23 protein-coding genes are annotated in these 25,276 nt (G+C 70.0%); 15 read left to right on the top strand and 8 right to left on the bottom strand.

The window, feature by feature from the left end; translation table 11 throughout:
• Positions 1-6 precede the first annotated feature (6 nt).
• From ACIRQP_RS30465 to ACIRQP_RS30450, 4 genes are all read right to left on the bottom strand, one after another.
• The gene (locus ACIRQP_RS30465) at positions 7-834 is read right to left on the bottom strand and encodes a fibronectin type III domain-containing protein (protein WP_403895481.1); all 828 of its coding nucleotides are present in this window, start codon (positions 832-834) and stop codon (positions 7-9) included.
• An 11-nt stretch (positions 835-845) separates the two neighbouring features.
• Positions 846-1,448: a hypothetical protein gene (locus tag ACIRQP_RS30460; protein ID WP_403895478.1), complete on the bottom strand. Its 603-nt coding sequence runs from the start codon at positions 1,446-1,448 to the stop codon at positions 846-848.
• A 202-nt stretch (positions 1,449-1,650) separates the two neighbouring features.
• A complete protein-coding gene (gene lpdA / locus ACIRQP_RS30455) occupies positions 1,651-3,057 on the bottom strand; it encodes a dihydrolipoyl dehydrogenase (RefSeq protein WP_403895475.1) in 1,407 nt (468 codons plus the stop codon).
• Positions 3,058-3,133: 76 nt separating this feature from the next.
• Positions 3,134-3,535 carry a DUF6221 family protein gene (locus ACIRQP_RS30450; RefSeq protein WP_403895472.1) on the bottom strand — a complete coding sequence of 134 codons (402 nt, stop codon included), beginning with the start codon at positions 3,533-3,535 and terminating at the stop codon, positions 3,134-3,136.
• Positions 3,536-3,738: 203 nt separating this feature from the next.
• Here ACIRQP_RS30450 and ACIRQP_RS30445 point away from each other — a divergent pair, with 203 nt between their 5' ends.
• Positions 3,739-3,816, top strand: a complete 78-nt coding sequence (locus ACIRQP_RS30445; protein WP_403895584.1) for a 50S ribosomal protein bL37 — start codon at positions 3,739-3,741, stop codon at positions 3,814-3,816.
• An 85-nt stretch (positions 3,817-3,901) separates the two neighbouring features.
• On the opposite strand, the gene ACIRQP_RS30440 is transcribed toward ACIRQP_RS30445, so the two are convergent.
• Positions 3,902-4,639 carry an SDR family oxidoreductase gene (locus ACIRQP_RS30440; protein ID WP_403895581.1) on the bottom strand — a complete coding sequence of 246 codons (738 nt, stop codon included), beginning with the start codon at positions 4,637-4,639 and terminating at the stop codon, positions 3,902-3,904.
• Positions 4,640-4,751: 112 nt separating this feature from the next.
• Here ACIRQP_RS30440 and ACIRQP_RS30435 point away from each other — a divergent pair, with 112 nt between their 5' ends.
• Positions 4,752-5,363: a TetR/AcrR family transcriptional regulator gene (locus ACIRQP_RS30435; RefSeq protein ID WP_403895469.1), complete on the top strand. Its 612-nt coding sequence runs from the start codon at positions 4,752-4,754 to the stop codon at positions 5,361-5,363.
• A 15-nt stretch (positions 5,364-5,378) separates the two neighbouring features.
• On the opposite strand, the gene ACIRQP_RS30430 is transcribed toward ACIRQP_RS30435, so the two are convergent.
• Entirely contained in the window at positions 5,379-7,103 is a 1,725-nt protein-coding gene (locus ACIRQP_RS30430; RefSeq protein ID WP_403895466.1) for a PucR family transcriptional regulator, read from the bottom strand.
• Between the two features lie 235 nt (positions 7,104-7,338).
• Here ACIRQP_RS30430 and dnaK point away from each other — a divergent pair, with 235 nt between their 5' ends.
• From dnaK to ACIRQP_RS30395, 7 genes are all read left to right on the top strand, one after another.
• Positions 7,339-9,228 (top strand): molecular chaperone DnaK, encoded by a 1,890-nt coding sequence (gene dnaK / locus ACIRQP_RS30425; RefSeq protein ID WP_403895463.1) that lies wholly within the window; start codon positions 7,339-7,341, stop codon positions 9,226-9,228.
• A gap of 9 nt (positions 9,229-9,237) precedes the next feature.
• On the top strand, positions 9,238-9,789 hold the full coding sequence (locus tag ACIRQP_RS30420) for a nucleotide exchange factor GrpE (RefSeq protein ID WP_403895460.1): 552 nt from the start codon (positions 9,238-9,240) through the stop codon (positions 9,787-9,789).
• Positions 9,790-9,795: 6 nt separating this feature from the next.
• Positions 9,796-10,734: a DnaJ C-terminal domain-containing protein gene (locus ACIRQP_RS30415; protein ID WP_403895457.1), complete on the top strand. Its 939-nt coding sequence runs from the start codon at positions 9,796-9,798 to the stop codon at positions 10,732-10,734.
• Positions 10,731-11,087, top strand: a complete 357-nt coding sequence (locus tag ACIRQP_RS30410) for a chaperone modulator CbpM (protein WP_403895454.1) — start codon at positions 10,731-10,733, stop codon at positions 11,085-11,087. The genes ACIRQP_RS30415 and ACIRQP_RS30410 overlap by 4 nt, the downstream gene beginning before the upstream one ends.
• Positions 11,078-13,690 (top strand): ATP-dependent chaperone ClpB, encoded by a 2,613-nt coding sequence (gene clpB, locus ACIRQP_RS30405; RefSeq protein WP_403895452.1) that lies wholly within the window; start codon positions 11,078-11,080, stop codon positions 13,688-13,690. The genes ACIRQP_RS30410 and clpB overlap by 10 nt, the downstream gene beginning before the upstream one ends.
• Positions 13,691-13,760: 70 nt before the next feature.
• Positions 13,761-13,994 (top strand): UBP-type zinc finger domain-containing protein, encoded by a 234-nt coding sequence (locus ACIRQP_RS30400; RefSeq protein ID WP_403895579.1) that lies wholly within the window; start codon positions 13,761-13,763, stop codon positions 13,992-13,994.
• 170 nt (positions 13,995-14,164) lie between these two features.
• A complete protein-coding gene (locus tag ACIRQP_RS30395) occupies positions 14,165-14,368 on the top strand; it encodes a hypothetical protein (protein ID WP_403895449.1) in 204 nt (67 codons plus the stop codon).
• Between the two features lie 25 nt (positions 14,369-14,393).
• On the opposite strand, the gene ACIRQP_RS30390 is transcribed toward ACIRQP_RS30395, so the two are convergent.
• Both ACIRQP_RS30390 and ACIRQP_RS30385 read right to left on the bottom strand, forming a co-directional pair.
• Entirely contained in the window at positions 14,394-16,868 is a 2,475-nt protein-coding gene (locus ACIRQP_RS30390) for a SpoIIE family protein phosphatase (protein WP_403895446.1), read from the bottom strand.
• 95 nt (positions 16,869-16,963) lie between these two features.
• The gene (locus ACIRQP_RS30385; protein ID WP_403895443.1) at positions 16,964-17,722 is read right to left on the bottom strand and encodes a DeoR/GlpR family DNA-binding transcription regulator; all 759 of its coding nucleotides are present in this window, start codon (positions 17,720-17,722) and stop codon (positions 16,964-16,966) included.
• Positions 17,723-18,522: 800 nt separating this feature from the next.
• Between ACIRQP_RS30385 and ACIRQP_RS30380 the strand changes: the two genes are divergently transcribed.
• The 6 genes from ACIRQP_RS30380 (at position 18,523) to ACIRQP_RS30355 (ending at position 25,237) form a co-directional block, all read left to right on the top strand.
• Positions 18,523-19,863 (top strand): ABC transporter substrate-binding protein, encoded by a 1,341-nt coding sequence (locus ACIRQP_RS30380; protein WP_403895440.1) that lies wholly within the window; start codon positions 18,523-18,525, stop codon positions 19,861-19,863.
• Between the two features lie 10 nt (positions 19,864-19,873).
• A complete protein-coding gene (locus tag ACIRQP_RS30375) occupies positions 19,874-20,935 on the top strand; it encodes a carbohydrate ABC transporter permease (RefSeq protein WP_403895437.1) in 1,062 nt (353 codons plus the stop codon).
• Positions 20,932-21,831, top strand: coding sequence for a carbohydrate ABC transporter permease (locus ACIRQP_RS30370; protein ID WP_403895434.1), 900 nt, complete (start codon positions 20,932-20,934; stop codon positions 21,829-21,831). Before ACIRQP_RS30375 ends, ACIRQP_RS30370 begins: the two co-directional genes overlap by 4 nt.
• A 90-nt stretch (positions 21,832-21,921) precedes the next feature.
• Positions 21,922-22,947, top strand: coding sequence for a carbohydrate kinase family protein (locus ACIRQP_RS30365; RefSeq protein ID WP_403895431.1), 1,026 nt, complete (start codon positions 21,922-21,924; stop codon positions 22,945-22,947).
• The gene (locus ACIRQP_RS30360; protein WP_403895428.1) at positions 22,947-24,275 is read left to right on the top strand and encodes an alpha-glucosidase/alpha-galactosidase; all 1,329 of its coding nucleotides are present in this window, start codon (positions 22,947-22,949) and stop codon (positions 24,273-24,275) included. The genes ACIRQP_RS30365 and ACIRQP_RS30360 overlap by 1 nt, the downstream gene beginning before the upstream one ends.
• Positions 24,276-24,343: 68 nt before the next feature.
• Complete coding sequence (locus tag ACIRQP_RS30355; RefSeq protein ID WP_403895425.1) at positions 24,344-25,237, top strand: SIS domain-containing protein; 894 nt, start codon at positions 24,344-24,346, stop codon at positions 25,235-25,237.
• The last annotated feature ends 39 nt before the right edge of the window (positions 25,238-25,276 follow it).

The following is a 25,276-nucleotide window of genomic DNA, read 5'->3' as shown; positions in this document are numbered from 1 at the left end:
GGCGGATCAGGGCCCGGACGGCGCTTCGCCCTCACGCTGATCGGCCGCCTGCTCTCCGGTGGTCAGCCGGGGGACGTTCGACCGCGCGCCGTAGGCGAAGGCGCGGACCCGGTACGCGGCCCGTTTCTCGGTGGGGAGAGTGATCAGACCGCAGGAGTTGATGTCGGGGTCGAGGACGGCGACCGGCGCGTAAGCGGAACTGCCCCGGGTGCGCGCCTCCAGCAGGAACCCCTCCTCGTCCGAGGCCCGATCGGTCCAGGTGAAGAGAATGCCGTTCGCATGCTTGACCACGGCCTTGAGCCCGGAGGGCGCGGCGGCTCCCCCGTCCCGGACCGGACGACCGGTCGCGGACCGTCCGGGATCCCTGCGCGGAGGCAGCCAGTCGTGGTTGGACTCCTGGTCCTCCGTGGTCAGTTCGCCCGGTGGCAAGGAGACGTCGACCGGCGCCGACGCCGGGCCGTCAAAGGTCCGCAGGCGGTAGAAGAAGGTCGTACGCGGCATCAGATCGGGGTGACGGTACGTCGTCACGCCGGGTGGCAGGTACTGGAGGACGGTGTACGGCCCCGCCTCCTCCGTGGCGAACTCAAGGACATGGCCGGAGGCGCCGGAGTCGCCGCCCCGCCAGCTGAGATCGATATCGGTGGGCGTGGTGAGGACCGCGCGGAGCGTGGCGGCCGCTCCGTCGCCGGTCCACGGTTTTCCCGGGGTGGCGGCCCCGCCCGGGGAGGCGGCGGGTCCCCGGGCGGGGCGCTCGGCCGGCGGCTGCGTGGAACACGCCGCCACCGCCAGCACGAGCGCGACGGCCGGCACAGCGGCTCGGATCGCTGGGCGCACGGACGAGTCCGCTACTTGCGCCAGAAGCGGACGTCGCTCCAGACCACCGTGGCCGGACCGTTGCCGCTGTTGGTGCGGTAGGCGCCGAACTTGTCGTAGAAGCTGCCGCTCGGGCTGTCGTAGGTGTGCTTGAGCGACCCGTTGATGTACGTACGGTGCGAGGTGCCGACCTGGTGAACGGTGTTGACGCGGACCGTCGCGCCCACGGTGCCGGCGTTCGACAGCGTGTCGCCGCCGTGGACCGCGTACAGCCGCCCGCCGCGTTCGGCGGCCAGCATGAAGTAGGGGCCGGACGCGGACTCGTTGAACGTCTGCTTGAGGCTGATGCGTGTACCGCTCAGACTGCTGATGCGGAAGTAGCCCTCGAACTGCCGGGTGCCCCCGGTGTAGGTGGCGTACCGGCGTTCGGCGCGCTGGTCGCCGCTCGCGGTGGAGCAGGTGAGCGTGAACGTCAGACCGTCGACCTGACCGCACCCCCGCTCCTGGACCGTGAAGGTGGGCGAGACGGAGGTCCACGGGCCGGGCTCGACCTCGGCGGAGGCCTGCGGGACGGCGAGGAATGAGGAAGCACCCACTGCGGCGAGAACCGTGAACGTCCGAAGGCGTGTGAACATGTCTCACTTCCCTCTCTGGGGGGAGGACGCCATCAGAGCCTGCATTCCATATACATGAACGCTGGCTCTGATTTTGAATGGTTGAGTGGAAGATAGGACTGGACCAACCACCCGTCAAGAGTCCTCCGAGGGGAGCCTGTTGGCGATGCGGAACGTATCCGCCCGATCGCCGCCGCTGATCCCCGGCACCCGTCGGCGGGCGTCAGAAATTGATCATGTGGCCGGCCAGACCGTGGACAGCCTCCTTGACCGCCTCGCCCAGCGTCGGATGGGCGTGCACATTGCGTGCGACCTCATGGACCGTCAGATCCCACTGCTGGGCCAGCGTCAGCTCCGGCAGCAGTTCGGTGACCTCGGGGCCGATGAGATGCCCGCCGAGCAGTTCGCCGTGCCGGCCGTCACTGATCAGCTTCACGAAACCGACCGGGTCGCCCAGACCATGGGCCTTGCCGTTCGCGGTGAAGGGGAACTTCACCACCTTGACGTCATAACCCCGCTCGCGCGCCTGCTCCTCGGTCCAGCCGAAGCTGGCGATCTGCGGCTGGCAGTAGGTGGCGCGCGGGATCATCACGAAGTCCAGCTCCATGGTCTCCGCACCGGCGATCGTCTCGGCCGCGATCACCCCCATCGACTCCGCGGCGTGGGCCAGCATCAGCTTCGCCGTGACATCCCCGATCGCGAAGATGTGCGGCACGCTGGTACGACCGCGTCCGTCCACGTCGATCGCTCCGCGCTCGGTCAGCCGGACGCCGGCGTTCTCCAGGCCGTAGCCGGTGATGCGCGGCGCGAAACCGATCGCCTGGAGGACCTTGTCGGTCTCCAGCACCTGCTGCTGCCCGTCGCGCGAGACGGTGACCCGTACCTTCGCCGACGGATCACTGTCGTCGATCGCCTCGACCCGGGTGGAGGTCAGCATCTCGATGCCCAGACGTCGGTAGCGCTTGGCGAGTTCCTTGGAGATCTCGGCGTCCTCCAACGGCACCAGCCGGTCGAGGAATTCGACGACCGTGACCTTCACCCCGTAGTTGTGCAGCACGTACGCGAACTCGACGCCGACGGCTCCCGCACCGGCGATGACGATGCTCTCCGGCAGCGTGTCGGAGAGGATCTGCTCCTCGTAGGTGACGACCCGCTCGCTCAGGGAGGTCCCCGGCAACAGCCGGGTCGTGGTCCCCGTCGCGACGATGCAGTGGTCGAACGACAGGGTCTCCGTACCGCCCTCCGACAGCGCCACCTGGAGGGTGCGGTCGTCGAGGAACATGCCACGGCCGTCGTACTCGGCGATGTCGTTCTTCTTCATCAGATAGTGCACACCGGCCACCCGGCCGTCGGCGACCTTGCGGCTGCGCTTGAACGCCTCCGTGTAGTCGAAGCTGACCCGGCCCTCCACCCGGATCCCGAAGGTCTCCGCCTCCTGCGTGAAGATGTGCGCGAGTTCGGCGTTGCGCAACAGCGCCTTCGAGGGGATGCACCCCACGTTCAGACAGACACCGCCCCAGTACTTCGCCTCGACGACTGCCGTCCGCAGCCCGAGTTGCGTCGCGCGGACCGCTGCGGTGTATCCACCCGGTCCCGCACCGAGGACCACGACATCAAAGTGTGTACTCATGATCCACACCATAGGCACCCGAGGCGCCACCCGAGTACATCTCGGGGCAAGCGTGCTGCCTCTCACACGACACGCGCTAACGGACGAACCGGGGCAGCCACTTCGCCCGGTAGCCGGGATGGCCCGCGTGCTCCGCCGCCATCTGCCGGACGACGAACCCCAGTCCGACGGCGCGGCCGGACGGGAAGTCGTCCGCCGGACGGTCGGTGTCCAGTCGGCACACCTCCGCGTACTCGTCGAGGAGGACCCTGCTCGTCTCGATGCGCCGCAGGGTGTACTCCGGGTTCTGGCGGGCGATGTGCTCATCGTAGCCGCGCGTCCGCACCGTGAACGCGATCCCGCCGGTACGGTCGTGGATCTCGCCGGGCATCTCGGGCGGACACCGCCAGCGCTCCCCGCCCGCCTCCTCGGCGCGCCCGGCCTCCTCGTCGAGGCGCGCCCGCACGAATGCCAGCAGGTCCGCGTTGTCGTCAGTCATCAGCTCTCGGTCCTTTACCGTCACGGCGCGGGAGAGGAAGACCTCCGTCCCGGACACGTTCTACCGTCCAGCAGAGGATGCCGTACAAACGGCGCGGCGCATGAGCATCGCGAGCGTGGGGTAAACGCTCCGTCACCACCGGATGAAAACACGGTAGAACGGTGGGTATCCGGTACCGACCAGCACTCACGAGAGGAGACGCCATGTCATCGAAGCGGCGCCGCAAGAAGAAGACGCGTCGTAAGAACGGGGCCAACCACGGCCGACGCCCCCAGTCCTGAGCGGAAGACTCCTCCGTACGGACTACGTACAGTGGCCTCCACGCCCGCGACGCGCCGCCTTACGCGGACCCCGGGGGCCACTGCCTCAGCCCTGCGCCGTGGGACGGATGACCACCTCGCCCACATCGACGCCGGCCGGCTGCTCGATCGCGAACGCGATCGCCCGCGCGACCGCTTCCGGCGGCATCGCGAACGCGTCGCGGCCTTCGGCGAGCTGGGCCCTCAGCTCCGGATGCGTCACACCGTCCGCGAAGTTCGTCCGGGTGTAGCCGGGTGAAATGATCGTCACCCGCAGCTTGTCACCGGCTTCCTGGCGCAGCCCCTCGGAGATGGCGCGTACGGCGAACTTCGTACCGGCGTAGACCGATTGGTTCGGTACAACACGGTGCCCCGCGGTGGACGCGGTGTTGACGACATGCCCGAATCCCTGCTCGCGGAAGACCGGCAACGCCGCCGCGATGCCGTACAGCACGCCCTTGACATTGATGTCGATCATGTCCTCCCAGTCCTCGACGCGCAGGTCGTCGAGAGGGGAGACCGGCATGATCCCGGCGTTGTTGACGAGAACGTCGAGCCTCCCGTACCGCTCGCACGCCAGCCCGACGAGACCGGCCGGATCCTCGCGCCGCCGCACATCCGTGCGTACATACGCGACGTCACCGTCCTTCTCCGCGATATGGGCCGCCAGTTCCTCCAGACGATCCGGCCGGCGCGCCCCGAGGACGACTTTCGCACCGCGTTCGGCGAGAAGGAGCGCGGTCGCCTCGCCGATCCCGCTGCTCGCGCCCGTGATGGCGACGACCTTGCCTTCGATGCCTTCGATTCCCGTCATGAGTCTTGCCCCGCTCCATCTCAGCGTCAATGTAAGTGCCCTATCACTTGCTAATATATGAGGGCTATCACATTCGGTCAAGAGTCGAGGCGAGGGGGCCCTGGTGGCCACGGAGGACAATGAGGACGCCGGGCGCCGGTACCACCACGGCGACCTGCCCGCCGCCCTGATCCGCACCAGCTTCGAACTGCTCGCCGACAACGGCCTGGCGGACTTCTCCGTCGCCAAGGTCGCGCGCCGCCTCGGTATCAGCACGGCGGCGCCCTACCGGCACTACAGCGACCGCGACCACCTCCTCGCCGCCGTCGCCGCCGCCGCCGCGCGCCAACTCGCCGCCGCCGTACGTGCCGCCGCCGAGGGCGCGGGACCGGACCCGGCCGACCGTTTCGGCGCGGCCGGAGCCGCCTATGTGCGCTTCGCCGTCAGCCACGGCGCGGGATTCGATGTCATCTACGCCGCCGGACCGCGGGGGCTGGGCGACGCCGCGCTCGCCGCCGCCGGACGTGAGCTGATGGACCTGCTGACCACCCTCGCCGAGGACACCGGTGTCCGGCCGAAGGAGGACGCACTGCGGCTCGTGGGAGATCTCGTGGCGCTGGCCCACGGATACGCCACGCTGTACCGCGACGGCTTCTTCCCCCGGGCCCGGTACAGCCTCGACGACATCGCGGCACACGCCGCGCGGGCCGGACGGGAACTCGCCGCGGGACGGTGAGCGGGTCGGGCGGGGTCAGGCCTCGCCGCCCAGGACCTTCCAGACCCGGGTCGCCACATGCAGATTGAGGCGGGTCTCGACATCGCTCAGGTCATGCCCCCCGATCTCGCGCAGGCGCTGGAGCCGATAGCGCAGCGTGCTGCGGTGGATGCCGAGCGCCGAGGCCGCGGCGTCGTAGTTCCCGCCCGCCTCGAAGTACTGCGAGAGGGTACGGACCAGATCGCCCCGGTGGGCCGCGTCGTAGTCGAGAAGCGGGCCGAGCCACTCACGGACGTACCCCTCGATCTCCCGGTAGTCGTCACCCGTACCGATGATCCGGTACAGGCCGAGATCGTCGAACGAGGTCGCGCCATGGGGTACGCGCGAGCGCTGCCGTACCTCCAGTGCGCGCAGCGCCTCCTGGTAGGAACGCGGGATCTCGGCCGGGGCGTCGCAGCGGCTGCCGAGCCCGATCGCTCCCGCGCGCGAGCCCAGTTCCCGGGAGACCGCCAGATACAGCTCCTCCCCCTTGGGGCGTCCCTGGACCACCAGGACCGCCCGGCCCGAGCGCCTGGCCACCAGCGACCGAAGGCCCAGGCCGGCCGCCGCGCCGGCCGCCGCCTGGACGAACGTGTCGTCGGCGGTCAGCCCCGTCCACTCCACCGCGACCAGATGCTGCGCGCCGTGCAGATCGTGGCCGACGGCCGCGGAACGCGCGAAGGCGCTCTCGTCGTCCGTACCGGTGATCAGATCGTCGACCAGCTCGCGGCGCAGCCGCAGCTCCATCTCGGCCAGGCTGCGCAGATGCGCCATCTCCAGGGCCAGCGCGTCGCAGGCGTGATCGAGCGCGAACTCCTCCCGCTCCCCCGCGGCCCCCTCGGGGTCGACCAGGGAGACGGTGCCGAGGATCTCTCCACGATGGCGGGCGACGGCGATGAGCCGGTGCCCGACATACACCGGGTGCGGGTCCCGGATCGCGTCGAGGATCAGCTGTTCCTGGCGCCCCGGGTCGGGCTTCGGGTACGGGTGGGGGCAACCGGGTCCGGCCCAGGCCCGTAGATTGCCGAACTGGTCCTCCACCACGGTGGAGAAACCGGTCAGCCGGTGGACCGTCCACGCGATCCCCGCCTCGGTGTCCCCGGTGGCCGTGGCACCGCTCAGCGCGTCGTGAACCGAGCGCCGGTACATCAGCTCGGACTCCACGTCGGCGAGCCGCGCACGTGCGGCGTTCCCGTCCTGCCAGGCCCGGCTCAGCTCCGCGGCGTACGTCCGCTCCCGGCGGTGGGCAGCGGCGCCCGCCAGGGCCGCCCCGGTCTGCCGCGCCAGCAGCCCGAGCAGCGCGATGTCGTCGTCGCCCGGCCGCTGCCCGGCGCTCACGACCAGATATCCGGCCGGGGGGCTTCCGGCCCGGCCGACGGGCCCCCGGAGTGCGAACGCCCATGACCACTCCCGGCCGGGGAGCCGGACGGCGCCGTCCCGGCCGCCGAGTCCGTTGACCTGGCTGTCCAGCGCCCGGCTCATGGCGGCGGCGGAGAAGCAGAAGTCCCACGGACAGCGGACCAGCCGTCCGTCGGCGGGCAGATAGCCGGCCTCGGTACGCCACGGACCGAGCCGCGCGACGCAGGAGGCGGCCAGCCGCAGCACATCACGCTCGTCACGGCCGTCCGACAGGGCGCCCGACAGCGCCATCAGACGGTGGAGGCGGGAGGACCGGCTGCCCGGGGGGTCCGGTGCTCCGGTTCTTCCGGCGGCCGTGCTCATCTCCCTGGTCCGGCACCTTCCCGAAGAGAGTTCGCCCCCCCACACAACTTTACCGAGCGACCGGGGCCGCGCATCCGGTCCGCCCGGTGGCCCGCCTGTACCGGCAGGTCCAATCACCGCCCGGATTTCGACCTCGCAGGAGCAGGAACCGGCGCGGCACCGGCGTCAGGCTGGGAGGTACGGGACCCTGCCCCGAGGGCAGCCAGCGAAGGCAGTGAACGCAAGGGAGCACCTCATGGCCAAGGCAGTCGGCATCGACCTGGGCACCACCAATTCGGTGATCGCCGCGTGGGAGGGAGGTGAAGCGACGGTCCTCCCCAACGCCGAGGGCTCCCGCACCACCCCCTCCGTCGTCGCCTTCACCGACTCCGGCGAACGGCTCGTGGGCCAGCTCGCCCGGCGGCAGGCGATCCTCAATCCCAAGGGCACCATCTACTCCGCCAAGCGGTTCATCGGCCGGCACTTCGACGAGGTCGCGGACGAGATCAAGGCGGTGACGTACGACGTCGTACCGGGCGAGAACGGCGTCGCGCGGTTCGACATCCGCGGCAAGCAGTACGCGCCGGAGGAGATCAGCGCGCTGGTGATACGCAAGCTCGCCGAGGACGCGTCGAAATCGCTGGGCGAGCGGGTGACGGAGGCCGTCATCACCGTACCGGCGTACTTCAACGACGCCCAGCGCACCGCGACCAAGGACGCGGGGCGGATCGCGGGCCTCGAAGTGCTGCGCATCATCAACGAGCCGACCGCGGCCGCCCTGGCGTACGGCATGGACAAGAAGGAGCACGAGACGGTGCTCGTCTTCGACCTCGGGGGCGGCACCTTCGACGTGTCCATCCTGGACGTCGGTGACGGCGTGGTGGAGGTACGTTCCACCGCGGGAGACACGCACCTCGGCGGCGACGACTTCGACCGCCGGCTGGTGGACTATCTCGCGGACACGTTCCAGCGGGAGAACGGGATCGATCTGCGCGATGACACCCAGGCGCTGCAACGGCTCTTCGAGGCGGCGGAGAAGGCCAAGACCGAGCTGAGCTCGGTGACCCGGACCCAGGTAAGCCTGCCGTTCATCACCGCCGACGCCACCGGCCCCAAGCATCTGACGGAATCCGTCATGCGCTCCACCTTCGAGCAGATCACCGCCGACCTGGTGGACCGCTGCCTGGGCCCCGTCCAGCAGGCGCTGTCCGACGCGAAGGTGACGGACAGCGATATCGACGAGGTCATCCTGGTCGGCGGCTCGACCCGGATGCCCGCCGTGCAGGCGCTGGTCCGGCGGCTGACCGGTGGCAAGGACCCGAATATGAGCGTCAACCCGGACGAGGTGGTGGCGCTGGGCGCCGCCGTCCAGGCCGGGGTGCTCAAGGGCGAGGTCAAGGACGTCCTGCTGCTGGACGTCACGCCGCTCTCGCTGGGTGTGGAGACACGCGGCGGGGTGATGACGAGGATCATCGAGCGGAACACCACGATCCCGGTGCGCCGCACCGAGACCTTCTCCACGGCCGAGGACAACCAGCCCGCCGTGGATGTCGTCGTCCTCCAGGGCGAGCGCGAGCGCGCGGCCGACAACCGGGTCCTGGGCCGCTTCCAGCTCACCGACATCCGCCAGGCGCCGCGCGGCGAACCGCAGGTCGAGGTCACCTTCGACATCGACGCCAACGGCATCCTCCATGTCACCGCGCGCGACAAGGACACCGGCAAGGAACAGGGCATCACGCTCAGCGAGGGCTCCAACCTCGAACGGTCCGAGGTGGATCGCATGATCTCCGAGGCGGAGCGCAACCGCGGCGAGGATCAGGCGCTGCGGCAGGCCGTGGACGCCCGCAACGAGCTGGACGCCATCGCCTACCAGGTGGAACGCAGGCTGGGCGAGCTGGGCGAGAACGCGCCCGAGCACGAACGGGCCCGTGCCCAACTGCTGGTCTCCGACGCGCGCCAGGCCGTGAAGGGCGAGGAGACGCTGGACCGGGTCAGGTCGCTGACCTCCGAGCTCCAGCAGGTCTACCAGGCACTGGCCGCCCGGCCGGCCGGTCCCGCCGGCTCGTCGGAGCCCGGTGGCCCGCCCCCGGCGGGCGGCACCGGAGGCGACGACGACGTCGTGGACGCCGACTTCGACCGGAGCTGAGGTCACGCCATGGCCACCGAGCCAGAGCCGGAACCGGTACCGCCGCCGGACGAAACCAATACCGCGCCTCCGCGGGAGGACCGGACGGACGGTCAACCCGACGACATCCAGAAGGAGACGGACGAGATACAGAAGGACTTGGCCGAGGCGCAGGACGCCTGGCGGCACGCGCTCGCCGATCTCGACAATCTGCGCAAGCGCCATGCCCGGGAGCTGGAGGGGGTACGGGAGGCCGAGCGCGCCCGTACCGCCGCCGAATGGCTTCCCGTACTCGACCATCTCGAACTGGCTCTCGCGCACGCCCGCGCCGATCCCTCCTCGGTCCTGAAGGGTGTCGAGGCGGTACGGGACCAGGCCGTGGACGTACTGGCGCGGCTCGGCTACCCGCGCGAGGAGGAGAGCGGTGTGCCGTTCGACCCGAGCCGGCACGAGGTGGTCCGGGTCGTCGACGACCCGGACACCGAGCCGGGCACCGTCGTGGAGGTCCTGCGTCCCGGATACGGACATGACGGCCGCCAGTTGCGCCCGATGGCCGTGGCGGTCAGTCGACGGCGGGAGTGACGGCGCATGGCAGAGGACTACTACGAGGTGCTCGGCGTCCCCCGCACGGCGAGTCAGGAGGAGATCCAGCAGGCCTACCGGAAGCTGGCCCGCCGCCACCATCCGGACGTCAACAAGGACCCGGAGGCCGAGGAGCGCTTCAAGGACGTCAACGAGGCGTACAGCGTCCTGGCCGACCCGGACACCCGGGCGCGCTACGACCGGTTCGGCCCGGACTTCCGGCAGATCCCCGAGGACTACGACGAGCGGGTGGCCGCGGGGGCCGGCCGCGGCGGCGGGGGCTGGGCCTCCACCGGCGGGGTGCGGTTCGCCCAGGGGCCGGGCGGCTCCTTCCAGGACGTGGACTTCGAGGATCTCTTCGGCGACCTGTTCGGGGCCGGGGTACGCGGCGGACCCCGCCGGACCGTTCCCGGCGCCGACCAGGAGGCCGAAGTGGAGCTGTCCGTGGAGGAGGCGTACCGGGGCGGGCGGCGCGCGGTCGGCCTCGCCGGGCCGGACGGCCGGCGCGACTACCAGGTCACCATTCCCCGGGGGGTGCGGGACGGGCAGCGGATCCGGCTGGCCGGCGAGGGCGGCCGGGGCAGCCGTGACGCACCCGCCGGTGACCTCTATCTGCGGGTGCGCGTCAAGCCCCACGAGCGGTACCGGCTGGACGGCCGCGACATCCATGTCCGGCTGCCCGTGACGCCCTGGGAGGCGGCGCTCGGCGCGACCGTGCCCCTGCCCACCCCGGGCGGTACCGCCAAGGTCACTGTCCCGCCCGGCTCCTCCAGCGGGCGCCGGCTGCGGCTGCGCGGCGAGGGAATGCCCCACCCGCGCGGCACCGACGGCGACCTGTACGCCGAGGTCCGGGTGATGGTCCCGCCGCGCCCCACCGATCGCGAACGCGAGCTGTTCGAGGAGTTGTCGGCCGCGTCCGACTTCGACCCGAGGAGGCCGGGATGACACCCGATCAACGGCAGCGACAGCCGGACGCGCCGACCGTACGGGTCTACGAGCTGGTGCCCGTCCACGGACTCAGCCTGGAGAGCGTGGCCCGCAGTTCTGGCCTGCACCCCGAGATGGTGCGGCGCCTGGTGACGCTGGGACTGGTGGACGCCACCCGTGACCCCGCGGGCCGGCTCCGGTTCGACCTGTCCGCCCCGCGCACGCTGGCCCGTATCCAGCGGCTGCGGGCCGGACTCCCCCTCAACTACGCCTCCATCGGGCTGGTACTGGACCTGCTGGACCGGATCAGTCTGCTGGAGGCGGCGCTGCGCCGTACCGGCGCGAGGAGTGACGACCTGCCATGGACATGAACCGCCTCACCCAGAAGTCCCAGGAAGCGCTGCAGGACGCCCAGAGCGCGGCCGTACGCCTCGGGCACACCGAAGTCGACGGGGAGCATCTGCTGCTCGCGCTGCTCGACCAGCGGGACGGGCTCGTACCCCGGCTGCTCGACCGGGCCGGCGTCGATCCGTCCGCGCTGCGCACGGCCGTGGAGGGCGAGCTGTCACGCAGGCCCAAGTCGACCGGCCCCGGAGCCGCGCCCGGCCAGGTGTTCGTCACCCAGCGGCTGTCGCGGCTGCTGGAGACCGCCGAGCGGGAGGCCGGGCGGCTCAAGGACGAGTACGTCTCCGTCGAGCATCTGATGATGGCGCTGGCCGACGAGGGCTCCGCCACCGCCGCGGGGCGGCTGCTCAAGGACCATGGGCTCACCAAGGAGGCGTTCCTCTCCGCGCTCACCCGGATCCGGGGCAACCAGCGGGTCACCTCCGCGACCCCGGAGGCCGCCTACGAGGCCCTGGAGAAGTACGGCCGCGACCTGGTCGCCGAGGCCCGTAGCGGCACGCTGGACCCGGTGATCGGCCGGGACGCCGAGATACGGCGGGTGACCCAGATCCTCAGCCGCAAGACCAAGAACAACCCGGTACTGATCGGCGACCCGGGGGTCGGGAAGACCGCGATCGTGGAGGGCCTCGCCCAGCGGATCGTCCGCGGCGATGTGCCCGAGGGGCTGCGGGACCGTACGGTCTTCGCGCTCGACATGGCCGCGCTGGTGGCCGGTGCCAAGTACCGCGGCGAGTTCGAGGAACGGCTCAAGGCGGTGCTCGGCGAGGTCAAGGCGGCCGGCGGACGAATTCTGCTCTTCCTCGACGAACTGCACACCGTGGTCGGCGCGGGCGGCGCCGAAGGGGCCGTGGACGCCGGGAACATGCTCAAGCCGATGCTCGCCCGCGGTGAGCTGCACATGATCGGCGCCACCACCCTGGACGAGTACCGCAAGCGCATCGAGTCCGACGCCGCGCTGGAGCGCCGCTTCCAGCAGGTCCTGGTGGACGAGCCGAGCGTGGAGGACACCGTCTCCATCCTGCGCGGACTGCGCGAGCGCCTGGAGGTCTTCCACGGTGTGCGGATCCAGGACACGGCGCTGGTCGCCGCGGCGACTCTCAGCCACCGCTACATCTCGGACCGGTTCCTGCCCGACAAGGCCATCGATCTGGTGGACGAGGCCTGCGCGCGGATGCGTACCGAGATCGACTCGATGCCCGCCGAACTGGACCAGCTGACGCGGCGGGTGACCCGGCTGGAGATCGAGGAGGCGGCCCTCGCCAAGGAGACCGACCCGGCCAGCGTGACCAGGCTGGAGGAGCTGCGCGGGGAGCTGGCCGACATACGGGCCGAGGCCGACGCCCGGCGCGCCCAGTGGGAGTCCGAGCGCCAGGCCATCCGTAAGGTCCAGGAGCTGCGCCAGGAGCTGGAACGGGTCCGTCAGGAAGCCGACGAGGCCGAACGGGCCTACGACCTCCACCGCGCCGCGGAACTGCGCTACGGGACACTCACCGATCTGGAACGCCGTCTCACCGCCGAGGAGGAACAGCTGCACACCAAACAGGGCGAGACCCGGCTGCTGCGCGAGGTGGTCACCGAGGACGAGATCGCCGAGATCGTCGCCGCGTGGACCGGCATTCCGGTGAGCCGTCTCCAGGAGGCCGAGCGCGAGAAGCTGCTGCGGCTGGACGAGATCCTTCAGGAGCGGGTGATCGGGCAGGACGAGGCCGTACAGCTGGTGGCCGACGCGATCATCCGGGCCCGGTCCGGGATCCGTGACCCGCGCCGCCCGATCGGGTCGTTCATCTTCCTCGGCCCGACCGGCGTGGGCAAGACGGAGCTGGCCAAGACCCTCGCGGCGGCGCTCTTCGACTCCGAGGAGAGCATGGTCCGCCTCGACATGAGCGAGTACCAGGAGCGGCACACCGTGAGCCGGCTCGTCGGCGCCCCGCCCGGATACGTGGGGTACGAGGAGGGCGGCCAGCTCACCGAGGCCGTCCGCCGCAAGCCGTACTCGGTCGTCCTGTTCGACGAGGTCGAGAAGGCCCACGCCGATGTCTTCAACACCCTGCTGCAGATCCTGGACGACGGCCGGATCACCGACGCCCAGGGCCGGACGGTCGACTTCCGCAACACCGTCGTCATCATGACCTCCAACATCGGCTCCCCCTATCTGCTGGACGCGAGCGCGGACGGCGAGATCAAGCCCGACGCCCGCGCGCAGGTGATGGCCGAACTCCGCGCGCACTTCCGGCCGGAGTTCCTCAACCGCGTGGACGACATCGTGCTCTTCAAGCCGCTCGGCCTGACCCAGATCGAGCGGATCGTCGACCTTCAGTTCGACGAACTGCGACAGCGTCTCGCGGAGCGCAGGATCACGGTGGAACTCACCGAGCCGGCCCGGGAACTCATCGCCCACCAGGGCTTCGACCCGGTGTACGGGGCCCGGCCGCTGCGTCGCTACATCTCGCACGAGGTCGAGACGCTGGTCGGACGCGCGCTGCTGCGCGGTGAGGCGGAGGACGGGTCGCTCATCAAGGTGGACGCCCAGAACGGCGAGCTGGTCGTGACATACCAGGACCCGCCGTGACCGGGAAGGCGAGAGGCCCGTGGCGAGGGAGGTGAGGGCCGTGACCACGGACGCCGACTGGCACCTCTCCATGGTGCGCCCCGTCACCCCCCGTACCCCCGACGGCTGCGAGGAGTGCCTGCGGCTCGGCGCGCCCTGGGAACAGCTGAGACTCTGCCTGACCTGCGGCCATGTCGGATGCAGCGACTCCTCTCCGCTCCGGCACGCCCGTGCCCACGCCACGTCCCTCGGCCACCCCCTCGTGGCGCCCCTGGAGCCCGGGGAGGACTGGCGCTGGTGCTACATGCACGAGGCGTTCGTCTGACACCGCGCGCGCCGCGACCACTCCCCCGGGTTGCCGTGCGCGCCGAGGCACCGGAGCCTGTCAGAGCGGGCACGGCGGAGCCTGTCTGAGCGGGCACGGCGCGAATCTTTGAGGCAGGGGTCGTTGTCATGACAGAGAGTGAAAGCCCGCGGTTCCGATACGCTCCGGTGGTGGTCCTGCCTGTTCAGAACGGGGAACCGCCCTTCCGGCTGGTGGAAATCCACGGCGAACTGGCCGGCAAGGCGTTCTCGATCGAGGACGTTTTCGAGTACGCCTTCGCGCTGGGCCTGAGAGGCGCCGAGCTGGACGACCCCGAGGTGGTCCGGTGGGTGGGCGGCGACCAGTACACCTGGAGCGTCCGGCACTGGAAGTGAGAGAGGACCCGCCGTCACGGCGGAGTCACATCAGTTCTTGTTCCGCCCAGATGATCTTGCCTTCCGGTGTGTGCCGGGTGCCCCAGCGATGGGCGAGCTGGGCGACGAGGAAGAGCCCGCGACCGCCTTCGTCGGTGGTGCGGGCGTGCCGCAGCCGGGGAGAGGTGCTGTTGGCGTCGGCGACCTCGACGATCAGACGGGACTGGCGCATCAGCCGGAGCCGGATCGGTCCTGTGCCGTACCGGATCGCGTTGGTGACCAGCTCGCTGACGATGAGTTCTGTCGTCATGATCAGCTCGTCCAGGCCCCATTCCTCCAGTTGGCGGGTTACCAGACCTCGGATGCCGGCGACGGCGGCGGGTTCGGACGCCACATTCCAGGAGACGACGTGGTCGGCGCTCATCGCACGGGTACGCGCCAGCAGCAGCGCCACGTCGTCGGGTTGAGCCACGGCGGTCAGCCGCTCCACGGCCGCGGCGCACAGCGCCGTGAGGGAGAGGCCGGGCTGCGCCAGTGCGCGTGCGAGGCGGGACATACCGAGGTCGATGTCCTGCTCGGCGGCCTCGATGAGACCGTCGGTGTAGAGGCCGAGCAGGCTGCCCTCGGCGAGCTCGATCTCGGTGGCCTCGAAGGGCAGCCCGCCCAGCCCCAGCGGCGGTCCGGCCGGCAGCTCCAGGAATCTGACCTGCCCGTCCGGAGTGACGACGACGGGCGGCGGATGCCCCGCGCGGGCCAGTGTGCAACGCCGGGTGACCGGGTCGTAGACGGCGTAGAGACAGGTGGCACCGACCACGGTCGTACGGAACGGGTCGGCCGCTCCGTCGGGCGGCTCCTCGTCGCTGAGGCGCAGCACCAGATCGTCGAGGTGGGCCAGCAGTTCGTCCGGGGGCACGTCCATGTCGGCGAGCGTCTGCACCGCGGTGCGCAGGCGCCCCATGGTGGCGGCGGCGCTGATGCCGTGCCCGACCACATCGCCGACGACCAGGCCCACGCGGGCACCGGACAGGGGAATCACATCGAACCAGTCCCCGCCCACACCGTCCCCCGCGCCCGCCGGCAGATAGACGGAGGCCACGTCCACGGCGGCTCCGCCCGCCAGTGTGTGCGGCAGCAGGCTGCGCTGGAGCGTCACGGTCGCGTTGTGTTCACGGGTATAGCGGCGCGCGTTGTCCACACACACCGCCGCGCGCGCGACGACTTCCCTGGCCAGCAGCACATCGTCCGGCCTGAAGGACACCGGGTTCAGTGAGCGGAAGAACGTGGCGATGCCCAGCACGGTGTCCCGCGCCCGCATCGGCACGGCGATGATCGAGTGCAGTCCGTATTCACGAATGTTCGCGGCCCTGGCGGGCTGACGCTTCACCCACTGGGGATCGGTGGCGTCGAGGACTTGTATGAAGACCGGCTCACCGTTGACCAGGAGGTCGGGGCCGTACGGTGGGGGGATGGAGTCCACCCGGTCACCGATCCCGGCAATGGCCTCCGGGCACCCCACCCGTACGGAGCCCAGACCCGCCCTGCGCAGCGTCACCCGTGGGACCGCCGGTCCCGCGTCGGTCAGCCAGGTCCCCTGCCCGTCGTTGCTGAGGATCGGTTCCAGCAGGTCGACGGTGACGAAGTCGGCGAAGCGGGGCACGGCGAAATCGGCGAGTTCCTGCGCCGTCCGTGTCACGTCCAGGGTGCTGCCGACCTTGGCTCCCGCGTCGTTGACCATGGCCAGCAACTCGCGGGCCTTCCACCGGTCGGTCACATCGAGAACTACGTAGCAGACGCCCGTGACGGTTCCCTCGGCGTCGACCAGGGGAAAGAACGAGGTGGAGTAGGCGTGCTGCCGATGGGGATCCGCCCAGCTCCAGCCCAGGTACTCGTAGTCGGTGACCGACACGCCGCTCTGCAGCACCTTGCGCATCAGGTCTTCGAGGATGTCGGCCTCGAGGCCCGGGAGCAGTTCGCTCAGCCGACGGCCCACGCGCTGCTCACGCGGCACACCGCCGAAACGTTCCAGGGTGTCGTTTATCCAGCTGTAGCGCAGGTCCACATCCATGACCGCCATACCGACGGGCGACCGGGTCAGGAACCCGTCCAGTACGGACTGGCCCATCGCCCACTGGGGCCTCTGCTCCCATGCCGAGATCAGAAAGCACTCATCGCCACCGATGCGGAACGAGGTGGAGACGCGCAGGTTCAGTTCGAGGCGTCGGCCGTCGCGGTGCCGCGCCGGAACGACCCCGCTCCACCCGGCCCCCGCGCGACAGCGCTCGGCGATCGCCGCCGCACGCACGCGATCGTCCTGATCGACCAGAAACAGCGCGCCGGACCGGCCCACCACCTCCGCGGAGGGGTAGCCGAGGACCTCTTCGGCCCCCCGGGTCCAGGCGACGACCTTTCCCGCCGCGTCCACCACCACGGTGGCGTCATTGGATGCGTCCAAAGGAACCTCCGAACGCGCGGGCGACGAAGCGCCGGGCCTCGGGCTCGACTGCCTGCGCGCCGATGACATGCACCTCATCATCCCCTATGCACCTATAATCCTCATAATCGCACCGGGTCACACGATACGCATGGACGCGCGATCCTCGGATACGGTCCGGCGGCTCAGACTGCCGTCACCGCGACGCCCGCGTCGGCGATGCGCGCCAGAGGGTCGGCCGGGGCTGCCCTGTCGGTGACGAGGTGGTCGATGTCCGTCAGCGGGCAGATCTTCGCGAAGGTGACCTTCCCGATCTTCGAATGGTCCGCCACGACGACGGTCCTGCCGCTGTTGTCGGCGAAGGCGCGGTCCGTCGCCGCTTCGAGCTGGTCGTGGGTCGTACACCCATGGGCCGCGCTGATCCCGTCCACCCCCAGGAATGTCATGTCGGTGTGATGGTCGGCCAGTGTCTTCTCGGCGATGGGACCGACGAGCTCATAGCTCGCGGTACGGGCGTAACCGCCGACGACGACCAGTGTGACATCCCTGTGCAGCACCAGTTCGGCGGCGATGTTCACCGCGTTGGTCACGATGGTGACGGGTCCGCGCGTCGCGAGCACGCGCGCGATCTCGGTGGCGGTCGTCCCACCGGTCAGGCCGACGACCGCGCCCTCCGGCACCAGCTCGGCCGCGGCACGGGCGATGGCCTGCTTCTCGGGCCGGAAGCGCTCCGTGCGGTGCTGGACCGGAAGCTCGGCCACGACGCTGCCGACCACCGCTCCGCCGTGCGTACGGCGCAGCAGATTCAGCCGGCTCAGATGTTGCAGATCGCGCCGGACCGTGGCTCCCGAGACGTTCAGCAGACGGGAGAGCTCGTTGACATCGGAGCCGCCTCGCGCGGAGACATGCTCAAGTATCCGCGCATGGCGCTCAGTTTTCAGCATGCAATGAGCATAGCCCCGCACGGGAATGCGCAGCTCGGAGATCACCCAGGGCCCGTCGACGGCCTAAATCGCTGCCCATTTGCGCAAGGTGCGCAGCTTCGATCTGTTGACATGCCGAAACTTGCTCGCTTTACTCCATGCAACGCCAGAATTGAGCACCCGGCGCCAGAGGTACGCCCAGCCGGTAACGCGGTCCACGCGCCGCCAGCCCGGACTGAGTCGCCAGGATCCCCGTGGAGATCGCGGAGTCCGAGGCGGGGACGTACCCCCCATCTTCTGGAGCTCAAGATGCCCCTCATCCACCGTGTCCGGTCTCGTCGTCGCGTTGCCGCCGTCGTGGCCGTGGCGACGACGGTGATCACCCCGTTACTCACCTCTTCCACCGCGAGCTCGGCGGCCCCGGCCGTGACCGGCAGAACACCGCGAACTTCTCCACCGCTCACGCGGAGACGGGCCTTGACTTCGCCGTCGCGGAGGAGTGCGGTGTGTGGGACGAGTGCGGTGACCACACCGAGGGATTGAGTGTCGTGCTGCGCGACGTCGATGTCACCGCCCCCGGCAACAACGCGTACGTCCGCAAGACCTGCTGAACCTGCTGAACCTGCTGAACCGCCCATCCGATCAGCCCGCCGAGAGGTCCTGACCGGCTTGGTACACCCCGGCTTCAGATGGGGTGCACCAATCCACCGCTCCCCGCCCGCACGCGGCGCACTCTTCGACACCACCGCACAGCACACCACCCACCATGCCGGGACGCTCCCCACACGACGTCCCGTGCCGCGCTTCCCCTGGGGGTTCACATGGCCGCAGCACACCGTCTTCCCGGCGCTCCCGCCGGGCTCTCGCGCCGTACGGTCCTGCGCCGTGGCACCGGTCTGGCGCTCGGCGCCGTCGCCACCGCGGCCCTGCCCGGATGCGGTACGGACACGAGCGACGGCGTCGGAGCCGACGGACGGGTCACGGTCGAACTCTGGCACGGGCAGACGGACACCGGCCGCGAGGCGATCGAGAAGCTGATCACGGAGTTCAACCGCACCCATCCCGGCATCCGCGTCGATCCCGGCGGGGGCGTGCTGGCCGACGCGATGCTGCAGAAGATCACCGCGGCGATCGCGTCGGGCTCCTTCCCTGACGTCGCCTATGTCTTCGGCTCCGACCTGGCCAGCGTCGCGCGCAGCCCGTCCGTGGTGGATCTGACCGACACGGTCCGTTCCGGCCCCCTCCCATGGAACGACTTCTGGGCCCCCGCCCGTGAGGCCGTCACGCTCAACGGGCAGGTACGGGCGGCCCCCGCCCTGCTCGACTCACTCGCCGTGGTCTGCAACAAGAAGCTCTTCCACGACGCCGGCCTGCCCCTTCCCGAACCGGGCTGGACCTGGGCGGAGTTCGTGGCGACGGCCAGGAAGCTGACCGACGGAGGACGTGGCACCTTCGGCACCGGCTGGCCCGGCGTGGGCGACGAGGACACGGTCTGGCGGCTGTGGCCGATGGTGTGGGACCTGGGAGGCGATGTCGTCAGCAAGGACGGGAAGCGGATCGGATTCGCGGACGTCGGCGTGCAGGCCCTGGAGACGGTGGCGGCGCTCGCGAAGGACAAGAGCGTCTACATCGACCCCAAGCCCGGCAGCGAGCAGATGTACCAGGTCTTTCTCTCCGGCCGGATGGGCATGGCCGTCACCGGACCGTGGCAGCTGCCCGACATCGAACAGGCGAAGATCGACTATCACGTGGTGCCGCTGCCCAGCTACAGCGGCAAGCCGATAACCATATCGGGACCCGACACCTGGACCGTGTTCGACAACGGTCCGGCGCGCGTACAGGCGGCACGTACCTTCGTCACCTGGCTGTCGCAGCCCGCGCAGGACGTGCGCTGGGACGTCATGGCCGGCAGCCTCCCGCTGAGCAGGAGTACCGAAGCCCTGCCCGCGTGGCAGGCGCAGGAGGCCAGAACCGAAGGGCTGCCGGTGTTCACCCAGGCGCTGGACACGGCGCGCGTACGTCCCGTGCACCCGGCGTATCCACAGATCTCGCAGGCGCTCGGACAGGCCATCGCCGCCGTACTCCTCGGCAGGAGTACCCCCGTCAAGGCCCTGCGCGCGTGCGCTGACGAGGCCAACGCCGCTCTGCTCATCCCGCGTTGAGAGGAATACGATGCCGCGCCTGCCCACTCCGCTCACGCTTCCGGACCACGGCCCCGAACACAACGAACCCAACGAACACACAGCCAATGACAACGGCGCCCGCGGCGTTGACAACACCCGCGGCGCGGCGTCGAGCGCCCCTGGGAAGCGACCACGACCGGGCGCTCCACGGGGCCGGCTGCGCGGCGAGACCGCGACGGCCTGGGCGTTCGTCTCGCCCTCGGTCCTGATCATTCTCGGTCTGAGCGTCATCCCCGTGGCCTGGTCGCTGCTGCTGTCCTTCCAGGCAGACGATCTGGTCACGCCCAGCCGCTGGGTCGGCCTCGGCAACTACCGCGCGCTGGTGCAGGACCCGCACTTCGGCCAGGCGGTGCGCAACACACTGCTGTACACGGCGCTGTACGTGCCGCTGAGCATCGGCCTGGGGCTGCTGCTCGCCCTCGTACTGAACCAGCGGATCCGGCTGGTGAGTGTGTACCGCACGCTGATGTTCGTGCCGTTCGTCATCTCGGCGACGGCGCAGGGGGTGCTGTTCTCCTTCATCCTCGATCCGGAGTTCGGGGCGGCCAACTCCGTACTGCACAAGCTCGGCATCTCCGCCCAGGGCTTCCTCAGCGACCCCGGACAGGCCCTGCTCATTCTGGTGGCGATCTCGCTGTGGAGCGGCACCGGCTTCTGCGTGGTGGTCACTCTCGCCGCGCTGCAGGACGTATCGCCGTCCCTCATCGAGGCTGCGCGGCTGGACGGCGCCGGGCGCCGGCACCTGCTGCGGCATGTCATCCTTCCCGCGCTCACACCGGTCATGGTGTTCCTGCTGCTGTGGCAGACCATCAACGCGCTTCAGGTCTTCGACCTGGTGTATGTGACGACCAAGGGCGGACCGCTCGGCTCCACCACCGTGATCGTCTACTTCATCTGGGAGCAGGCGTTCAAGAACTTCACCGCCGGTTACGGCGCGGCGGCCGCCTACGCGCTGGCGCTCGCGCTGCTCCTGATCGCCGCGGTCCCGCGGGTGACCCGGGCCGTACGGAGCCGACGCGAGAACCACCGCCCCGAAGGAGCCGCACGATGACGGCCACATCCGCTTCCGCTTCCGCCTCCCCCTCCTCTTCCGTTTCCACCCGGCCGGCCGCCGGACCTCCGCGAGGCCGTCGGTGGCTGCCGTTCAGCCCCTGGCATCTGCTGCTCGCTCCTCTCACGCTGGTCTTCGCGATCCCGTTGATCTGGCTGCTGCTCAGCTCCGTGATGAGCAACGCGGAGATCAACCGCTTCCCGCCGGCCCTGTGGCCGTCGGGGATCGACCTGGGCGGCTACCGGTATGTGCTCGGCAACGCGATGTTCCCGCGCTGGTTCGCCAACTCGCTGATCGTGTCCGTGGTCGCGGTGGCGTCCAATCTGCTGCTCGGCTCCCTCGGCGGCTACGCGTTCGCCCGGATGCGGTTCGCCGGCTCCCGTGTCCTGCTGGGCCTGATGCTGGCCACGATGGCGATCCCGTTCCAGCTGACGATGATCCCCACGTTCCTGGTCATGAAGCGGCTCGGACTCATCGACACACTGGGCGCGTTGATCGTACCGTCGCTGGTCACACCGTTCGCCGTGTTCCTCCTTCGGCAGTTCTTCCTTTCCCTGCCCAGGGAGCTGGAGGAAGCGGCCTGGATCGACGGCTGTTCACGGCTACGGGTGCTGTTCCAGATCGTGCTGCCGCTGTCACGACCGGCCCTGAGTACCGTGGCGGTCCTGACCTTCCTGACCACCTGGAACGACCTGACCTGGCCGTTGATCGCCATCAACCACGACACCCAGTACACACTCCAGCTCGGCTTGACCACCTTCCAGGGACAGCACCACACCCAGTGGTCCGCGGTCATGGCGGGCAATGTGATCACCGTGCTCCCGGTGCTGCTCGCCTTCCTCTTCGCGCAGAAGTCCTTCATCCAGTCCATCACGTCCAGCGGTCTCAAGGGCTGAGTCCCGCCCCACGTACACACCACACACCATTCACCACACCATCGCCCACACCACACCTGCGTGGCCAGGGCCGCAATCACAGGAAGCCGCATGCCGCACACCTTCGACCTGCTGGTCATCGGGGACGCCAATCCCGACATCGTTCTGGGACCGCTCGACGCGCCGCTCGCCTTCGGACAGCGCGAACAGCTCGTCGACACCGGTCTGCTCACGCTCGGCGGCTCCGCCGCGATCATGGCGTGCGGAGCCGCCCGGCTCGGACTGAAGGTCGCCTTCGCCGGACGCGTCGGGGACGACGACGCGGGGCGTTTCATCCGTACGGCGCTGGACGACCGGGGCGTGGACACCGACGCGCTGCGCGTCGACCCCGTCCTGCCGACACCGCTCACGGTGGTCGTGACGCGCGGGGACGGCGACCGTACGATCCTCACCTCCCCCGGCACCCTCTCCGCCACCGGAGCCGACGACATCCCGGAGGCGCTGCTCACCAGCAGCCGGCATGTGCACGCCGCCTCCTACTTCCTGCTGCCCAAACTGGCCGACGCGCTGCCCGAACTACTGGCCATGGCACGGGCGCACTCCGCCACCACCTCGCTCGACACCAATGACGACCCCTCCGGCACATGGGCGCCCGGCCGTATCGACGCGGCGCTCGCGGTCACCGACTTCCTGCTGCCCAACGCACAGGAGGCGCTGGCTCTCGCGGCCGCCACCGCTCCTCCCGACTCGACCGAAGCGACCAAAGCGACCGGCTCGACCGACGCGACCGTCTCGCTCGCCGCCCCAGGCTCCCTGGAGGCGGCGGCCGGCGCACTCGCGGCGCGCGGGCCGCGGGTGGTGGTCAAGAACGGGGCCGACGGCGCCCTCGTACACGACGGCCGCACCCTGCTGCACACCCCCGGCATACCCGCCCGGCCGCTGGACACCGTGGGCGCGGGAGACAGTTTCGACGCGGGCTTCATCGCCGCGTTCCTGCGCGGCCTGCCCACCGCCGAGGCACTCGAATTCGCCGCCGCCTGCGGCGCTCTGTCCACCCGGGCGCACGGCGGCACCGCCGCCCAGCCCACCTGGGACGAGGCCAGAACGGCCCTCGCCCGCAACGGAAAGAACCTCTGATGACCATCACCACCCCGAAGATCGCATTCATCGGCGCGGGAAGCGTCGTATTCACCCAGGGCCTGCTGGCGGACCTCTTCGCGTTCCCGGAGCTCAAGGGCGCCCATATCGCCCTGCACGACATCGACGCCGAACGGCTCGCCACGGCCCACGGAGCCGCCCGCCACATCGCGGACCGGCTGATGGAGCCGAGTGGCGCCACGCCACGGATCACCGCCCACGCCGAGCGGCGCGCGGCCCTCGAAGGCGCCGACTTCGTCATCAACATCGTCCAGGTCGGCATGCGCGAGTCGACCCGTACCGACTTCGACATCCCCGCCCGCTACGGCGTGCGCCAGACCATCGCGGACACCCTCGGCGTGGGCGGGATCTTCCGCGCGCTGCGCACCTTCCCGCTGCTCAAGTCGCTCGGCGAGGACATCGCCGAGGTCTGCCCCGACGCCTGGCTGCTGAACTACACCAACCCCATGGCGATGAACGTCCAGTACCTCACACGGGCCACCGGGCTGACCCGCGTCGTCGGCCTGTGCCACTCGGTGTACTGGACCATCCGCGATCTCTCGGATCTCCTGGGCGTCCCGCACGAGGAGGTCACCTACCGGGCCGCCGGGGTCAACCATCAGGCGTGGGTGCTGCGTCTTGAGCACCGGGGAAGCGACCTCTACCCGCGGCTGGACGCCCTCGTCGCCGAGAACCCCGAGCTACGGCGCCGGGTACGCGTCGACATGTACCGGCGCCTCGGCTACTACCCGACCGAGACCAGCGAGCACTCCTCAGAATACGTCCCGTGGTATCTGCACCACGACAGCGAGATCGAGCGGCTGCGCCTGCCCGTAGGCGCCTATCTCGACATCGTCGACGAGAACATCGCCGAGTACGAGCGGACCCGTGAGGCGCTTGCCTGCGGAGCCCCACTGACCGTCGAGGGCACCATGGAGTACGCCCCGCAGATCATCCACAGCATCACCACGGGCACGCCCCGCACGGTCTACGGCAACGTCCCGAACCATGGGCTGATCGACAATCTTCCGTCGACCGGTACCGTCGAAGTGCCCTGTCTGGTGGACGCCCTGGGCGTGCAGCCCACCCGTATCGGCTCGTTGCCCGCCCAGTGCGCCGCGCTCAACCGCGGCTATCTGAGCATGAACGAGTTGGTCGTCCGGGCCGCTCTGGAGGACGACCCCCGCTCCGTCCGGCAGGCGGCCATGGCCGACCCGGCCACCGCGGCGGCCCTGCCCGTCGAACGTATCTGGGACCTGTGCGACGACTTGGTGCGCGCGCACGCGGATCTGCTCCAGCCGTCGCTGCGTACGACGCTCGGCCACTGAGCACTCCTCGTTCCCCTCCCTCGCCACCGCACCCCACGTACATCACTCTCACCCTTCCTCGGAGAACCATGTCCCAGCACCACACCAGCCAAGAGATCGCTTCCCAGCCGGCCTGCTGGGAGCGCGTCCTCAAGGAACTTCCCGACCACGCCGCGGCTCTGCCCGCACCGGGCGAGCGCGTGGCGGTCATCGGCTGCGGAACCTCGCTGTTCATGGCGCAGGCGTACGCGCACCTCCGGGAGGAGGCCGGGCTCGGGCTCACGGACGCGTACCCGGCCTCGGAGGTGAAGCCGCACCGCGCCTACGACCGGGTGCTCGCCCTGACCCGTTCCGGTACGACCACCGAAGTCCTCGCCGCGCTCGACCGGTTCGCGCCCGGCGTGCGCACGACCGTCATCACCGCCGTCGGCGACTCCCCCGCGGCGGCCGCCGCCCATGACGTGGTCTGCCTCGATTACGCGGACGAGCGGTCCGTTGTCCAGACCCGCTTTCCCACCACTCAACTCCTGCTGCTCCGTGCCCACTTGGGCCACAGCACCGTCCGCGCGCTCGCCGATGTCGAAACGGCCCTCACCACCGAAATCGAGCCCGAGTTGCTCCGGGCCGAGCAGATCTCCTTCCTCGGCGCGGGCTGGAGCGTCGGTATCGCCGCGGAGGCGGCGCTCAAGGTGAGGGAAGCGGCCGCCTGGTGGACCGAGTCGTACTCCGTGATGGAGTACCGGCACGGCCCCATCGCCGTGGCCGCGCCAGGCCGCGCGGTGTGGGGGCTCTCGTCCCTCCCCGGGCCGCTCGCCGACCAGATCCGTGCCACGGGCGCCCATCTGCGTCACCCCCGGCTCGATCCGCTGGCCGAACTCGTCGTCATACAGCGTCTGGCGGTCGAGCTGGCCACCTCGGCCGGCCGTGACCCCGACCGGCCGGCTCATCTGACGCGCTCGGTCGTCCTGGAGCGGACCGGCTGACAGCGGCGACGAGGGCGGGCACTTCGGTCCGGTATCCGC

Source organism: Streptomyces sp. NPDC102274, assembly GCF_044766385.1.
GTDB lineage: Bacteria > Actinomycetota > Actinomycetes > Streptomycetales > Streptomycetaceae > Streptomyces.
The sequence above is the reverse complement of the archived record's forward strand: the minus strand, read 5'-3'. Positions and strand labels throughout refer to the sequence as shown.

What these genes read in the sequence shown, in the direction of transcription:
- ACIRQP_RS30460 (WP_403895478.1), bottom strand. Translation starts at nt 1,448, where the DNA reads ATGTTCACACGCCTTCGGACGTTCACGGTTCTCGCCGCAGTGGGTGCT.
- lpdA (WP_403895475.1), bottom strand. Translation starts at nt 3,057, where the DNA reads ATGAGTACACACTTTGATGTCGTGGTCCTCGGTGCGGGACCGGGTGGA.
- ACIRQP_RS30450 (WP_403895472.1), bottom strand. Translation starts at nt 3,535, where the DNA reads ATGACTGACGACAACGCGGACCTGCTGGCATTCGTGCGGGCGCGCCTC.
- ACIRQP_RS30445 (WP_403895584.1), top strand. Translation starts at nt 3,739, where the DNA reads ATGTCATCGAAGCGGCGCCGCAAGAAGAAGACGCGTCGTAAGAACGGG.
- ACIRQP_RS30430 (WP_403895466.1), bottom strand. Translation starts at nt 7,103, where the DNA reads ATGAGCACGGCCGCCGGAAGAACCGGAGCACCGGACCCCCCGGGCAGC.
- dnaK (WP_403895463.1), top strand. Translation starts at nt 7,339, where the DNA reads ATGGCCAAGGCAGTCGGCATCGACCTGGGCACCACCAATTCGGTGATC.
- ACIRQP_RS30420 (WP_403895460.1), top strand. Translation starts at nt 9,238, where the DNA reads ATGGCCACCGAGCCAGAGCCGGAACCGGTACCGCCGCCGGACGAAACC.
- ACIRQP_RS30415 (WP_403895457.1), top strand. Translation starts at nt 9,796, where the DNA reads ATGGCAGAGGACTACTACGAGGTGCTCGGCGTCCCCCGCACGGCGAGT.
- ACIRQP_RS30410 (WP_403895454.1), top strand. Translation starts at nt 10,731, where the DNA reads ATGACACCCGATCAACGGCAGCGACAGCCGGACGCGCCGACCGTACGG.
- clpB (WP_403895452.1), top strand. Translation starts at nt 11,078, where the DNA reads ATGGACATGAACCGCCTCACCCAGAAGTCCCAGGAAGCGCTGCAGGAC.
- ACIRQP_RS30400 (WP_403895579.1), top strand. Translation starts at nt 13,761, where the DNA reads ATGGTGCGCCCCGTCACCCCCCGTACCCCCGACGGCTGCGAGGAGTGC.
- ACIRQP_RS30390 (WP_403895446.1), bottom strand. Translation starts at nt 16,868, where the DNA reads ATGTCATCGGCGCGCAGGCAGTCGAGCCCGAGGCCCGGCGCTTCGTCG.
- ACIRQP_RS30385 (WP_403895443.1), bottom strand. Translation starts at nt 17,722, where the DNA reads ATGCTGAAAACTGAGCGCCATGCGCGGATACTTGAGCATGTCTCCGCG.
- ACIRQP_RS30380 (WP_403895440.1), top strand. Translation starts at nt 18,523, where the DNA reads ATGGCCGCAGCACACCGTCTTCCCGGCGCTCCCGCCGGGCTCTCGCGC.
- ACIRQP_RS30375 (WP_403895437.1), top strand. Translation starts at nt 19,874, where the DNA reads ATGCCGCGCCTGCCCACTCCGCTCACGCTTCCGGACCACGGCCCCGAA.
- ACIRQP_RS30370 (WP_403895434.1), top strand. Translation starts at nt 20,932, where the DNA reads ATGACGGCCACATCCGCTTCCGCTTCCGCCTCCCCCTCCTCTTCCGTT.
- ACIRQP_RS30365 (WP_403895431.1), top strand. Translation starts at nt 21,922, where the DNA reads ATGCCGCACACCTTCGACCTGCTGGTCATCGGGGACGCCAATCCCGAC.
- ACIRQP_RS30360 (WP_403895428.1), top strand. Translation starts at nt 22,947, where the DNA reads ATGACCATCACCACCCCGAAGATCGCATTCATCGGCGCGGGAAGCGTC.
- ACIRQP_RS30355 (WP_403895425.1), top strand. Translation starts at nt 24,344, where the DNA reads ATGTCCCAGCACCACACCAGCCAAGAGATCGCTTCCCAGCCGGCCTGC.